Annotated in this window: 14 protein-coding genes and 5 tRNA genes; 1 reads left to right on the plus strand and 18 read right to left on the minus strand. The window is 34.2% G+C overall.

Annotation, left to right across the window (positions count from 1 at the left end; translation table 11 throughout):
* Positions 1–3: 3 nt before the first annotated feature.
* From secE to M0D21_RS19915, 17 genes are all read right to left on the minus strand, one after another.
* Entirely contained in the window at positions 4–201 is a 198-nt protein-coding gene (secE, locus tag M0D21_RS19835; protein WP_248332739.1) for a preprotein translocase subunit SecE, read from the minus strand.
* Between the two features lie 98 nt (positions 202–299).
* Positions 300–372, minus strand: a tRNA-Trp gene (locus tag M0D21_RS19840).
* A gap of 56 nt (positions 373–428) precedes the next feature.
* Complete coding sequence (tuf, locus tag M0D21_RS19845) at positions 429–1,616, minus strand: elongation factor Tu (protein ID WP_248332741.1); 1,188 nt, start codon at positions 1,614–1,616, stop codon at positions 429–431.
* A gap of 57 nt (positions 1,617–1,673) precedes the next feature.
* Positions 1,674–1,745 (minus strand) — tRNA-Thr (locus M0D21_RS19850).
* A gap of 109 nt (positions 1,746–1,854) precedes the next feature.
* Positions 1,855–1,927 (minus strand) — tRNA-Gly (locus tag M0D21_RS19855).
* A 52-nt stretch (positions 1,928–1,979) separates the two neighbouring features.
* Positions 1,980–2,062: transfer RNA gene (locus M0D21_RS19860), tRNA-Tyr, on the minus strand.
* Between the two features lie 125 nt (positions 2,063–2,187).
* Positions 2,188–2,261: transfer RNA gene (locus M0D21_RS19865), tRNA-Thr, on the minus strand.
* A gap of 101 nt (positions 2,262–2,362) precedes the next feature.
* Positions 2,363–2,665 carry a ribosome hibernation-promoting factor, HPF/YfiA family gene (hpf, locus tag M0D21_RS19870; protein ID WP_248332743.1) on the minus strand — a complete coding sequence of 101 codons (303 nt, stop codon included), beginning with the start codon at positions 2,663–2,665 and terminating at the stop codon, positions 2,363–2,365.
* Positions 2,666–2,729: 64 nt separating this feature from the next.
* Entirely contained in the window at positions 2,730–3,620 is an 891-nt protein-coding gene (locus tag M0D21_RS19875) for a tyrosine-type recombinase/integrase (RefSeq protein WP_248332745.1), read from the minus strand.
* Between the two features lie 111 nt (positions 3,621–3,731).
* Positions 3,732–3,926: a 30S ribosomal protein S21 gene (rpsU, locus tag M0D21_RS19880; RefSeq protein ID WP_248332749.1), complete on the minus strand. Its 195-nt coding sequence runs from the start codon at positions 3,924–3,926 to the stop codon at positions 3,732–3,734.
* A 188-nt stretch (positions 3,927–4,114) separates the two neighbouring features.
* Entirely contained in the window at positions 4,115–5,494 is a 1,380-nt protein-coding gene (locus M0D21_RS19885; RefSeq protein ID WP_248332751.1) for an alpha-amylase, read from the minus strand.
* Positions 5,495–5,713: 219 nt separating this feature from the next.
* Positions 5,714–6,880, minus strand: a complete 1,167-nt coding sequence (locus tag M0D21_RS19890) for an acyl-CoA dehydrogenase family protein (protein ID WP_248332754.1) — start codon at positions 6,878–6,880, stop codon at positions 5,714–5,716.
* Positions 6,881–7,098: 218 nt separating this feature from the next.
* Entirely contained in the window at positions 7,099–7,887 is a 789-nt protein-coding gene (locus tag M0D21_RS19895; protein ID WP_248332755.1) for a ComEA family DNA-binding protein, read from the minus strand.
* An 89-nt stretch (positions 7,888–7,976) separates the two neighbouring features.
* Positions 7,977–9,578, minus strand: coding sequence for an alanine/glycine:cation symporter family protein (locus tag M0D21_RS19900; protein ID WP_248332756.1), 1,602 nt, complete (start codon positions 9,576–9,578; stop codon positions 7,977–7,979).
* A 99-nt stretch (positions 9,579–9,677) separates the two neighbouring features.
* On the minus strand, positions 9,678–10,694 hold the full coding sequence (locus M0D21_RS19905) for a potassium channel family protein (RefSeq protein WP_248332757.1): 1,017 nt from the start codon (positions 10,692–10,694) through the stop codon (positions 9,678–9,680).
* Entirely contained in the window at positions 10,691–10,912 is a 222-nt protein-coding gene (locus tag M0D21_RS19910; protein WP_248332759.1) for a PspC domain-containing protein, read from the minus strand. The genes M0D21_RS19905 and M0D21_RS19910 overlap by 4 nt, the downstream gene beginning before the upstream one ends.
* Positions 10,913–10,941: 29 nt before the next feature.
* Positions 10,942–12,228, minus strand: coding sequence for a DUF2851 family protein (locus M0D21_RS19915; RefSeq protein ID WP_248332761.1), 1,287 nt, complete (start codon positions 12,226–12,228; stop codon positions 10,942–10,944).
* A gap of 166 nt (positions 12,229–12,394) precedes the next feature.
* Here M0D21_RS19915 and M0D21_RS19920 point away from each other — a divergent pair, with 166 nt between their 5' ends.
* Complete coding sequence (locus M0D21_RS19920) at positions 12,395–13,243, plus strand: peroxiredoxin family protein (RefSeq protein ID WP_248332763.1); 849 nt, start codon at positions 12,395–12,397, stop codon at positions 13,241–13,243.
* A 386-nt stretch (positions 13,244–13,629) separates the two neighbouring features.
* Here M0D21_RS19920 and M0D21_RS19925 read toward each other — a convergent pair whose 3' ends face one another.
* Positions 13,630–14,610: a helix-turn-helix domain-containing protein gene (locus tag M0D21_RS19925; RefSeq protein ID WP_248332765.1), complete on the minus strand. Its 981-nt coding sequence runs from the start codon at positions 14,608–14,610 to the stop codon at positions 13,630–13,632.
* Positions 14,611–14,696: the final 86 nt, after the last annotated feature.

The following is a 14,696-nucleotide window of genomic DNA, read 5'->3' on the forward strand; positions in this document are numbered from 1 at the left end:
AATTTAAGATTTAACCCAAGTAAAATATTGTTCTATAACCCTACTAAATACGGTATCAACTCCCCAAATAGCCAGAGAAAAAATCACTGAAAAAACAATTACTACCAATGTCAACCTTTGAGCTTCAGACCAAGGCGTCCAGGTTACATGATTTTTCAATTCATTGTATGAGTCGGTAACATAATTTATTAATCCAGCCATTGTTATTTATTTTTCAAGCAAACAAGAACATCCTTTTTGCCATCATTATCATTTAAATCTTTAGTAATTTTTACTATGAAATTTACTAACTATTCTTGCACGGGTTGAGAGGCTCGAACTCCCGACACCTGGTTTTGGAGACCAGTGCTCTACCAACTGAGCTAAACCCGTATACATAAGTCAAGGTATTCGCTAGGCGAATACCTCACTTATATATAATATATGTATTAGTCTAAAATTTCGGTTACCTGACCAGCACCTACTGTTCTACCTCCTTCACGGATTGCAAAACGAAGACCAACGTTCATTGCGATTGGTTGAATTAACTCAACAGTAATAGTTAAGTTATCTCCTGGCATTACCATTTCTACTCCATCAGGAAGCGCAATGTTACCAGTTACGTCTGTTGTACGAACGTAGAACTGTGGACGGTAGTTATTGTGGAATGGAGTGTGACGACCACCTTCTTCTTTCTTAAGGATATACACCTCAGCTTTGAAGTTTTTATGTGGAGTTACAGATCCAGGCTTAACGATTACCATACCTCTAGAGATTTCAGTTTTCTCGATACCTCTTAAAAGGATACCTACGTTATCTCCAGCTTCACCTCTATCTAATATTTTACGGAACATTTCAACCCCAGTAATAGTAGAAGTCAATTTCTCAGCTCCCATACCAATAATCTCTACAGGATCTCCAGTGTTTGCCACACCAGTTTCGATTCTACCAGTAGCAACAGTACCACGACCAGTAATAGAGAATACATCTTCGATAGGCATTAAGAAATCTTTATCTACATCACGCTTTGGTAATTTGATCCACTCATCAACAGCAGCCATAAGCTCCATTACAGTATCTACCCATTTCTTCTCTCCGTTAAGAGCTCCAAGAGCAGAACCAGCGATTACAGGACCATTATCTCCGTCATACTCATAGAAAGAAAGTAATTCTCTAACTTCCATTTCTACTAATTCAAGTAATTCCTCATCATCAACCATATCCACTTTGTTAAGGAATACAACGATACTAGGAATACCTACCTGACGTCCTAATAGGATGTGCTCACGAGTTTGTGGCATAGGTCCGTCTGTAGCCGCAACTACTAAGATCGCACCGTCCATTTGAGCAGCACCAGTTACCATGTTCTTTACGTAATCCGCGTGACCAGGACAGTCAACGTGAGCGTAGTGACGATTTGCAGTTTGGTACTCAACGTGAGATGTATTAATTGTAATACCTCTTTCTTTTTCTTCTGGAGCGTTATCGATAGTATCGAAGTCTCTCGCTTCAGAAAGACCAGCTTCTGCCAATACCTTAGTGATTGCAGCAGTCAAAGTTGTTTTACCGTGATCAACGTGTCCAATAGTACCAATATTTAAGTGCGGTTTGGAACGATCAAAAGTTTCCTTTGCCATAATTAATTTATTTAATCTTAGTTATATATTAGTGTTCAATTTATACTTAGAACCTAGAGCCAATGACGAGATTTGAACTCGTGACCTCTTCCTTACCAAGGAAACGCTCTACCCCTGAGCTACACCGGCTTTTTAAACGAGTACAATGATAAACCAGAGCATCTTTACATTTTTAAAAGAAATCTGATTATCATCACAGTTATATAAACCCAATCTTAATACGATTAGCTCTCATTAGAGCGGGAGACCGGGTTCGAACCGGCGACATTCAGCTTGGAAGGCTGACGCTCTACCAACTGAGCTACTCCCGCTTTTTAACGACAATTTAATCAAATTAAAAAGTCTCTAAAAGTTTAATTTAAGTGGGGAGAGCAGGATTCGAACCTGCGAAGGTAAAAACCAACAGATTTACAGTCTGTCCTCGTTGGCCGCTTGAGTATCTCCCCTCAAAAAATTCAATATTTCAAGTTGAACTTTATCAATTTTGAGTGCGCAAAATTAATCAATTATTTTACAATTCAAAATTAATTTAAAAAAGCCTCTAAATTATTTATTTTTTTAGCTTTTTTTGAGCCGATAGAGGGACTCGAACCCACGACCTGCTGATTACAAATCAGCTGCTCTAGCCAGCTGAGCTATATCGGCTTTTCACTATGTTTTAGAACATAAAAAAGTCCGCTATTTCTAACGGACTGCAAATGTATAATAATTTATTTTTTAGACAAAACTATTTTGTAAAAAAAAAGTCAAACATGCGCATTTAATTTTTGCTTCCGTTTTTTAAGTTGTCTCTCCAGAGAACTAACACACTCATCTACACCTTCTTCAAAGGTTTTGTTGATTTTTTTAATCATAAATTCTCCTCCGGGAACGCTTAGCAAAATTTCGGTTACTTTGTTCTCTTTACCACTTGTATTCATCACTTTGAAAAATACATCTGCATGAATTATCCTACTAAAATATGTTTCAAGCTTATCTAATTTGGTTTGAGTAAAGTTCACCAACTTTTGATCTACATTAAAATTTACGGATTGCAAGTTCACTTTCATAGGTGTTAGTTTAATTGGTTCAACAATATATTAAGCTTAAAAGAGAAGTGACATGAATTCACTATTACTTTTTATTCCTTGGGTGAGATCGTTCGTAAACTTTTGCTAGCTGAGCTATACTATGATGCGTATAAACTTGAGTAGCAGCTAAACTGGAATGACCAAGTAATTCTTTTACAGCATTTAAATCTGCACCTTCATTAAGTAAATGAGTCGCAAAAGAGTGTCTTAGAATATGAGGACTCCTCTTTACTTTTGAAGAAGCCTTACTAAAATAACCATTTATGATGCGATAAACAAGTGTTTCATATATTTTAACGCCTTTTTTAGTTAGCAACAAAAAAGGATTAGACGTATCCTGCAACTTATGTTTTCTAAGCTCTAAATACACCACTAATGTTTCGCAGACTGAAGAAATTAAAGGCACAAACCTCTCTTTACTTCTTTTACCTAACACTTTTATTTGCCTTGTACTTAAATCAATATCTGAAATTTGAAGATTCACTAATTCTATTCTTCTAATTCCTGTAGCATAAAAAAGCTCGACTATTAACCTATCTCGAACACTTTCAAAATCACCATTATCTGTAAGTTCATTCAGCACGCTATCAACTTCATCAGATGAAAATGGAATTTGCAGTTTTTTGGAACTTTTTAATGCTTTATGTTTTGCTAAAGGGTTTTTCTCAATTTGTTCAGATTTTAAAAGAAATTTATAATAGGTTTTAAGAGAAGAAACTTTCCTATTAATTGTTCGGTTAGAAATATTGGCGTCTACCAAACTTACAATCCAAGCCCTAATTTGAGAGTAATGTGCCTGAGATATATCTGAATCTTCATATTCTCGTCTATAAAACTCTAAAAAAGAATTTAAATCAGCTTTATAAGCTGTAACTGTATGTTCTGAATATTTTTTTTCCAGAAACAGGTAGTCGATAAATTCAGAAATAAACATAAAAAAACCGTTGGACAACAAAAGTATGAAACTTTTATTACCTCAACGGTTTAATTTTATACTGAAAAAACGAAGTCTTGCGATTGCGCAAAACAGACTGCGTCTCAACTATTAAATTTCTTCTTGATCTCTTAAGTGCTGAATATACTGCGCTTTTTGAACTTGAGCTCTACGCTCTACAGAAGGCTTTGTAAATTGTTGACGTTTACGAAGCTGACGCATCGTACCTGTTCTATCAAATTTACGCTTAAAACGTTTTAACGCTCTATCTATATTTTCTCCGTCTTTTACTGGTATTATTAACATAGTTGCACCTCCTTTCTTTAAAAATTAGAGTGCAAAGATAATACAAAACTAGAATCTACAAAGCTTTTTTTAGTCTTGTTGATTTTTTTTAATCACATATCTAAAAGAAAACGACCTTTTACGCATCTCAAGGGGGGTAGTTCGACACATAAAAAACCGTTTTCTATTATGGAGTTTTAGTCAGTATATTATTTTAATGACCAAACTGTATACCCCTTTGGTGGCGCTTGAATTTTAACCCATCTTCCACCTTGAGTTACGGGCTCCCAACCAGAGTTACCTGTATAGTCTTTGATCCTTCTACTTGACCAATTTGTTTCTACCCATCTTTCTTTCCATGAGTTTGAATTATTTATATATACAATTAATCCATTTTTTCCTCCTCCACCATTTCTTTTTGCAATATACTCATCAGTATCAGTCCATAAATTGGTAGTACTTCCTCCTGCAAGGTTGTTATGAATCCAAATCAAGTTATTCATTTTAGATTTACTTAACCATTCTTCATAATCTCTATAAAATATGGCCGGATAACCTTCATGGGTAAGAATATATGCATAAGCCAATAGCTTATTGTTAATAATTTCATCTGTATCGTGATTCGCCACAAACGTAACCGCTCTTGAAGGGTTTCTTTTCCATAACATATCACCATTAAGCGCATTCAGGTTATTCCCCATAAATGCATCTCTCATTTTATAATAGCAACCAAAATCAAAAGCAGACATTTGTGCCTGGTTTACCCACCAGTTTAAGGTATTCACATTTCCGTCCCAATATTCTCCTACAGCAAAACCTCCTACAGCATTTCTAAATTGTCTTGGAACCCAAGGCTCAAAACCTTTCACATAATCAAACCTCCATCCATCAAATTTCATGGTATTCTTATAATATTTCGCAACTGAATTTGACCTTTTCCACAGCCAATCCTGAACATATCCTTTTTTATGACTTAAATCTGGGAAACCACCAAATATTCCGCTATCAGAATTATATTGGTCATTAGGGTGAAAATCATATTTGGTTCTATTAAACTTACCCGACAGCGGATTGAACTTGGTATAGGTATTTTTGCCTGCAAACTCATTCCATTCTAAATCTCCTCCACTATTATGATTTATAACAATATCTGCGATGACACTTAATTGATTACTGTGCGCTCTAGAAATCAGGCTTTCTAACTCAGCTTTAGATCCAAAACGAGTCTCTGTACTTCCCATTTGGTTATACTGACCAAAATCATAATAATCAAAAGGATCATACCCCATAGAAAAGGGACCATTTTGCGCTTTACTTACTGGAGGCAACCAAATGGCATCTATCCCAGCATTACTCCATGAGCTCACTTTACCTTTTACTACATTCCACCAGGTACCTCCCGCTGGAACATCCCAATAAAATGCTTGCATCATTACTCCAGATCCTATAGGCTTAAGGGCCTTTGCAGAAACTTCTAGGGAAGGCTCTGCCGACTCTACCGGAACGGTATCTACTACTTCATCCTTGGCGCAGGAAACGAACAAAAACGCCAGAATGACAAATCCATAAAAAAACTTGCTGATTTTCATATTTTTTTAGTGTTTGTGTTAATTTTTTTCAAATTACTGATTTGAAAAAGAACGAAAACGTTTGAAATATTACGAAAACGTTTTCGTGTTGATAAAACACTCATAATTCAATGAAAATACTAGTAAAAAGAAATACTGTTTTCAAGACATCGAAAGATTACTCGAAAACAGTATTTATATCAAATTAGGATTAACTGTGGTTAACCTTAACCTACCCGATTAAGTGGCAGGCTTATACTCTTTTTTATCGATTACCATTTTGGCTATGATTTCTCTTAATATCTCTGAAGTTCCTCCTCCAATAGGCCCCAACCTACTATCTCTAAACAATCTTGCCATAGGATATTCTTCCATATACCCGTAACCCCCAAGCAGTTGTAGACATTTATATGCTACTTTATCCGCCATTTTGGTAGAGAGCAACTTAGACATAGAAGCTTCTTTTACCACATATTGCCCAAGATCTAATCTTTTGGCAATAGAATAATTGAACTCTTTACACATTTCCATTTCACTCGCCATATCGGCTACAGCATGTCTTAGTGCTTGAAATTTATCGATAGTCTTACCAAAAGCTTCTCGTTCAGACATATATTGTATTACATAGTCTACAGCAAATTCTGCTCTAGCATGAGCATTAATTCCCATTATCAATCGTTCCAGGGCAAAATGTTGCATTATATAAGAAAAACCTTTGTTTTCTTCTCCCATGAGATTTTCTAAAGGAACCTTTACATCATCAAAAGCTATTTCACCCGTATCTGAAGCACGCCACCCCAACTTATCTAATTTGGTAGCCGATACTCCAGGTGTATCGCGATCCATTACAAATATACTTATCCCTTTATTTCCAAGTTCTGGGCTAGTTTTAGCCGCAACTACTAAATAATCACTATACACCCCATTGGTAATAAACGTTTTTGAACCATTAATCACATAGTGATCTCCATCTTTGACCGCAGTAGTTCTCATACCGGCTACATCTGAACCTCCAAAAGGTTCTGTTATCGCTAAACATCCTATTTTTTCACCAGAGATACTTGGTCTTAAGTATTCTTCTTTTATTCTATGATCACCTTCCTTATTAAGGTGTGTCATTGCCAGATAAACGTGAGCCCAGATAGCTGCGGCAAATCCTCCTGAATTGATTTTTTGTAATTCTTCTAAAAGAATAACTGTATAAAAAAGATCAAGCCCTAGTCCACCATATTCTTCGGGATATGCTATTCCAAAATATCCCATCTCCCCAAATTTCTCCCAGATAAAACGGTCTATAACACCTGTTTCTTCCCATTTTTCAATATGTGGCGCGACTTCCTTCTTTAGAAATTCCTTTAAACTTTGCCTAAACAATTCGTGCTCTTCAGTAAAATACATACTATTCATCTGTTCTTTTATAGTTTTAAAATACAGACCTGCCTTATGCAGGTAGTAATCGCCAGAGTTTCATAGTTAACTATGACTTTTTTTACAAACTCTATAACGCAATCTTTACGTGTATTGTTAATAATATTACCATTTGATTAAAATAAATCCATTTGAAGCCGAAGAAACTCCATTTAAATTTAGGATTTATCAAAATTTACAGCAATTTTTTCCGATTATTATTTTAATGTCAAATATAATGCTATTCTATCGATTTTTTCCAAATAAAACCCGTCGATTTTTCCTAATTCTTCAAAATCGGAAATTTCTCCATATTTTTTAATAAAATCTCTAATCTCGAGAGCCGTTTCAAAATCAAAATAAGGGATAGCTATCAATTCATTGATACTGGCTGTATTAATATTAACCTTTTTAATTTGCTTCCCTTTTTTCACAGTGTAACCAGATAGAATCTTTTTTCTATGATAATCATATAAGCCCTGTACATCTTTCAATTGAATATCATGAGCAAACCCTCCTATTTTATTTCTATATCCTACAATTCTTTCGGCAACAAAACCAGGAATATTAACCTCTTTTTCCAACTCTTGTATAGTAACTGTATTTAAATCCAACTTTTGATAGAAAGTTTTGCGAAATATTTTATGTTGTTTTCTTTTTGTTTTACGCTTCGAAACCCAATCTGGAAATTTAAAAAACGGAGAAATATTTTTCAACACAGCATCTGAAACTCCTGTTACTTTTTGAAAATCTGAAATAGAATATAACCAGTTGTTCTTACTTCTATATGTATATAACCTATCTAACTCTTCGGGGGAGAGCCCTAAAACATACCCTTTATAATCGTTCAAAAAATTAGGATTAAAAGGTCTTAACTTATACTCTCTTTTAGATATCGATTTACTAGCGTATAAAGAAACAGCTTGCTTACTGAGTTCTTTCACCTCTGCTATTTCTAGCTGTTCTTGTTCATTTATCGATCTAAAGCTGAAAAAGATAAGTATCAAAAACAAAAAAATCGACAAAAGAAAAATCCCATTTCGAAAACGTGAATGTATTTCAAAATGGGATTTCATACTTTATTTAGTGTTATTTATTATTTTTTTGAAGCTTTAATAGCATCAAAATATCTCTTAAGTTGCTTTTTAACTACCGGGAACAAGAAGTATAACCCGATCATATTTGGGAATACCATGGCAAAAATCATTGCATCAGAGAATGCCCAAATTGAATTCATACTAGCAGCCGCTCCTATAACTACAAAAGTTAAGAAAAGTAATTTGTAAGTTAAGTCAGCTTTTTTACCTCTACCGAATAAAAATTTCCAGGATTGAAGTCCGTAATAAGACCATGAGATCATTGTTGATACTGCGAATAAAACTACAGCAATAGTTAAGAATATATTAGAATAAGGTATAAAAGCACCAAACGCTTTTGCTGTAATACCAGCACCTTCGTAGGATACTCCGTCAATCATTACAGCCCCGCTTCCATCACCACCGTAAACAAAAGCACCATTAGCATTAAAAATAATAATAACCAATGCTGTCATTGTACAGATAACTACTGTATCAATAAACGGTTCTAATAAGGCAACCAGACCTTCAGAAGCTGAATATTTCGTTTTTACTGCAGAGTGTGCGATTGACGCAGATCCTGCTCCAGCTTCATTTGAGAAAGCCGCTCTTTTGAAACCTACTAATAGCACTCCTATAACACCTCCTACACCTATTGCTTTAGGATTAAATGCTTCTGTTACGATTAATCCAATTGCATCATCTATAAATGAAAAGTGACTAAAAATAATATATAAACAAGCGATTATATACATCACTGCCATAAATGGAACCACTTTTTCTGTAACTGAAGCGATACGCTTGATTCCTCCAATGATAATAATTCCAACTAATAAGGCCAGTATCAATCCGATCACTGTTCCAGCCGCAGCACTTTCTAATCCAAGCAATTCTTTTAAAACCACTGTTGCCTGATTCGATTGCGCAGCGTTTCCACCTCCAAAGGACCCTCCAATACAAAATATCGCGAACAAAACCGCAGCTATTTTACCAAGCCAAACAAAACCTTTTTCTTTAAGACCTTTACTTAAGTAATACATAGGCCCACCGTACACGGTACCATCTTCACCTACATCTCTATATTGTACTCCAAGCGTACATTCTACAAACTTTGTAGACATTCCTAATAAACCACAGATGATCATCCAAAATGTTGCACCAGGTCCTCCCAATGCAATTGCCAGGGCTACCCCCGCAATATTACCATTACCTACTGTTCCCGAAACCGCAGTAGCCAATGCCTGAAAGTGAGAAACCTCCCCTTCTTTTGATTCGTCTCTAATCGTATCTTTTATATCTCCATCTACAGCAGCACCTGGATCCCCTACTCCATGACCCTCAACATCATCATATTTACCTCTAACTACATTTATAGCTCGTCCAAAATATCGGATATTCGGAAAACCAAAATAAATTGTAAAAAACAATGCACTTAATACTAATAAAATGATTACAAAAGGTGCACCACTAAATACCTCGAAGAAAATTACTTTTGAGAAGAAGTCTGAAATTGGCTTAAAGCCTTCATCTATTCTTTGGTCAAGGCCTTTTTCTGTGGTCTCTTGTGCTATGGTAATAAAAGGAAGTATTAATGCTAAAATTGAAAGAAGAAATCTCTTCATGATGATGTGAGTTAATTGAATTTAATTGTTATGAAGCCAGCAAGATGCTAAAAAAAACAGTTGTTTACAATTTTTTAAAGGTTAAATGTTTTGTAATTGCTAAATATCAAACTCTTTATTTAATAGGTTAATTTGCTCAGGTCTACCGAGAACAACCACCTTACTACCAGGCTTTAGAATTGTATTTGCTTCTGGGTTCACGATGTATTCACCCGCAGGAGACTTGTACCCTATAATAGTACATCCCGTTCTTGATCTCATATCTATATTAAGGATAGTTCTTTCCTTTTGATCTTCAAACATATCTTCAAAAGAAATCTCTTCAATATTTATAGATCTTTTACCCACAATAGAAAGGTTATCTAAAAATTCTATTAAGTCAGGAACCACTACCAAAGAAGCCATATGATCTCCTCCTATTCTATCTGGCATAATTACATTGTCTGCACCAGCCAATCTAATTTTTTTATACGATGCATCTCGAGAAGCTCTACTTATAATCTTAAGTTCTCTATTAATTTGTCTTGCGGTTAGTACTATAAATAAATTATCTGCATCCTCTGGCAACGTACATATTAAACATTCTGCATTTTTAAGCCCTGCTTCTATTAACACTTCATCTTCTGTCGCGTTTCCTTTTAGAAACAATATCTTATCACTTTGGTATCTTTCTATAATCTCACTATCATTTTCGATAACAATGAACGGTTTATCGTAGGCCATTAGTTTTGCGGCCGCTTGTTTTCCATTTCGACCATATCCTACAATAATGATATGATTTTCGAGCTTATGAATCATTTTTTGCATTTTTCTAAGTAATACTCTCTTTGGATCATTTTTACTAACTATATATTCTGTAATAACTGAAACAGAATACGCAAAAATCACAACACTAGTTGAGATTAAAAATACCGTAAATAATTTCCCATTATCATCTAAGGGTTGTACTTCTTCGAAGCCAACAGTCGTCATTGTTATGACTGTCATATACAATGCATCTACCCAAGAGTAGTTGGAAAAAAACTTAAACCCAAGTACCCCAATAGCCACTACTACAGCTAGTAGCGATATTGCTATATATATTCTAGGTCTACCCCAGTTCTGAATTTTTATCATAGGTCGAAAACAGACGTTCTTTTTGTGTATATTAGGTCTTTCAATTTGAGCCAAAAGGCCATATTAAGATATAATACAAATCCGAGGCCAGCCGTTGCAAAAGTTAAGTAAATAAAGAACAAACGAACGTTCTTAGCTCTCATTCCAAACCGATCTGCCAACCTTGAAGATACATAAAATCCGTTTCGTTCTAAAAAGTGTCTTAGATTAGATAACATATCGCAAAATAAATATATTATCTTAAACTTTATCCCGTAGTAAGCAAATAATTACCAATGGCACATTTTAAACATGCTTTTTTATCGCAATACTCATTTCTAAGTTGCAGGACTGCCTGTGAATGCATAGCATTTTGTATAGACCATTGTAAATTTGAGAAATTATCTACTATTTTATTCTTCTCTGGCTCTATTTGATTGATTACGACTAGCACTTCATCTTCCCAATTTTTCCCCATTGTTTTTGAATAAACAAATTTTAAAGGGAGAATGGTGTTTATTAGGAGTAAATCGACAAATGGCTTTGTAATTTTCTTATTTCGAAAAGTAGATTCCTTGCTAAACGTGTAATGATTCTTCCAAAACTCACTGATCTCGACGGACTCGAAAAACTCATAAAACTCTTCTTTTGTTTTTAACAACAGTATCTTCTGAAATAGTTGAGTGCTAGCACCATACAAACTGGCTAATTGTGCTAAACGAATCGTTGGAAAATTTGGAGGTCTTAGTCTAAAAAACTGAATTGGAAGCACTCCAATGCGATCAAGATTAAATTTGTTTTTTAAATAGCTGTATTCTGTAAAAAGATTATTTGCATATTCGTTATTACCCCACATCTTATCAAGTTCTCCTACTTGCCCGAAGAAAAGTGATTCGACTTGTTTGAGATTGCCACTACATTTTCGAAGTATTGCAAAATTGATCGATTCGGCCATACTCAAAAATGCTTCCCCATTTACTTTTGATCCAAAACTCTTTGCTAATAATTTAAAGAGTACTTCTTCCCAATTATTTGATGATTTTATTAGTAACTGAGTTATCAAACCTGTTTTTTGTTCTAACCTTTCTATATATAATCGCTCTTGCCAATTAGAAATGACAAAATCAGAAACATTATGCAGTTCATCTTCACAAACAATCCATTTTTGGCTTCTATTCTTAAAAAGCTGAAGATATTTGTGCAATACATCTGTAGAAACATAATCTTTTAATTGTAGTGTAGAAATTCTTGTAGCGTCTTTTCTATAGATTTCGGTATCATCTTCCCAGACTACATGAAGAATTACATTGTCATACATACTATCTTTTTTATGATGATGCACATACCAGTCGCTGGATTTTTGGTGAATTTCGACGGTACCCGCCCACTTTTGATCGTTGATTGATAAAAGGGCATTAAAAAAATCTGGCCCTGACTCTTTGGTATTGTGGATTCCCAGTTGATACAGAAAAATCTCTTCACCTGCTGTTGATCTTAAATTGGTAACATCAAACTTTTGATATTTCCATAAGTAATGTAGAAAATCTTCGTTCATCCTATAAAGTATTAGAAGTTTATGATTGAAATGCTACTACATCTTCAGGTAGGATGAACAAAATCGTAATATGCATTTTTGATATAGAACCCGAAAATAATAAATTTTAAATGAATAATGTAAGCCACATCAACGAACTTTGACTAACCTTCAAACTAACGCTATCATGAAAAATTTACTTAAATCAATTTTCATTTCTATTTTCCCTTTAATTGCTACATATTTCCTGATTGATGGTATTATTCACTTACTCAATCATGGTATTTCCTACAGATACATTGGGCGAATAACAACTGCAATTGGCATCGCATCCTTTTTTATGCTGCTATTTATCAAACCTGTAGCCAGAACCGATGCAAATCTTAAAGTTTACACAGCGATTGTAGGGATCGGATTCATGATAAGTATGATTTTTGGTGGCATTATTGAAAAAGCTATTAATGGATCCTTTCCCAGTATTGGTATGTTTCTTGGTTGGGTTTTATATATTAAATGGTATTCTATTTTTGAAAATAGAGGCCCAAATAATGTCTTGTCAGTTGGAAAGGTCCTTCCTGAACTTATCCTAGAAGATGGAACTAAAAAAGAAGTAAAAACTTCAAGTTTCTTAGGGAATCCTTCAATATTTTTATTTTATCGAGGAAATTGGTGCCCCCTATGTATGGCACAAATAAAAGAAATCTCAGCCCAGTACAAAGAGTTAGAAGAAAGAAATGTAAATACTGTGTTTATTAGTCCGCAACCCCATAAAAACACAAAATCATTAGCTAAAAAATTTGGACTTAGTTTTAACTTCCTTGTAGACACCAATAACAAAGTTGCCAAGCAACTCGGGATACTTGCCAAAAATGGTTTACCTATGGGCTTTCAAACTTTAGGATATGATAGCGATACCGTTTTACCCACTGTAATTATAACTGATGCTCAAGGAAAAATTATTTTTTCAGACCTCACCGATAATTATCGCGTTCGCCCTGAACCAGAAACTTTTCTGAAAATTTTAGATCAGAACTAATCATTACGCTCAAAAGATAAATTGCTGTATTTAATTGAAAACCTTAAAGTTTAATTGTTATAAAACCTCATTTTTACAATTTTACCTCTTTTTTGATGTGCTTAAAACCTAATTTTAGCATCAAAAACATACTTTTCTACCGTAAAAAACAGGGTAAAAAGACATAAAACTCTTAAAATCAAGTTAATTTACCCCAAAATGTACTATTGGTAAGATTTTATGTATTAATGGAAAACCTTGCAACAATTTCATTTCTTTACTTTGTTATAGAAATAAAGGGAAAACTATTTCAAAAACGACATAAAGATTACAAAACCCTAAGCTAAGTTGAGTTTGTGTTAGGTTATAGATGGTTGCTATTTTTTAGTGACCATCTTTATTTTATATCATAAAACAATGTCGGGATAGATATCAAACTTATTGAAAAATGCTTTTCTAAATTTTGAAGAATTCGAATAGTTAAGAGTTTCCATAACTTCTTTAATAGACAACCCTTCTCCGAAAATCATATTATACGAACTTTCTAATTTTTTATTATTAAAAAATTCTAATGGGGTTTGATTATGAATCTCTTTAAACATATTAAAGAAATTGGTACGACTCATATGAGCCATAGTCGCTAACTGATCTACCCCTATGAAGGGTTCATGTAAGTTATCTTTTAGGTAATTACTTACCTTATAAATATTTCCGACCTGCGCACTATTAATATTAAAAGGGTTGCTTTCGGTTTCCCATTTAAGAACATCTTTCCAAAAAGTTTCAAGTAAACGAATTCCTCTTGCTATAAAATACAAATAGTTCTCTACGGTATCTAAATCGGGTTGTACAATTTGATCAAAAAGATTAGACTGTTTATAAGAAAGGTAAAATTTATGTATGTGTTGATGTGAATAGCGTATATAACTATCTACTCTTTCAGCCATATCGCTACTTTTCATAAAATACGGGGTGGTATAAGAGCTTTTTAATACGATCATTGTCGATTTCACCACGGCACCTTTGGTAATGAAGACTTGTTCTCCTTGTCGCGCATGCATACACCTCATGTTACCGGGTGTATAACTATCTGAATATTCGCTAACAATTTGATTTTCCTGAATTTGATGGCTTAATGCATATTTTCTAAAGTGAAGAATAATATCTTTTTCCTCTATTGGTCTTCGAATATATTCAATATCTGCATTGGCTTTATAGTTATTAACCAGTAGAAAAACCTCTGGAGATATTTTATAATATGACAAGTATCCCTCAGCAATTTCTGGTGGAAAATATATACGATCTGAGGTACTTTCAGGGTCAAGTTGTGACCTGAAATAGTTTCTAAGTTCGTCTATATCAGAAAAGTCAAATGTATATTTGTACATACTCCCTCATTTTACGCGCACCTTTATTTTAAATAGATCAATTTCCCCCGTTAAAGTTGCGTAGTACTTTCTAATAAAATTAGAAA

Source organism: Aquimarina acroporae, from assembly GCF_023195925.1.
Lineage (GTDB): Bacteria > Bacteroidota > Bacteroidia > Flavobacteriales > Flavobacteriaceae > Aquimarina > Aquimarina acroporae.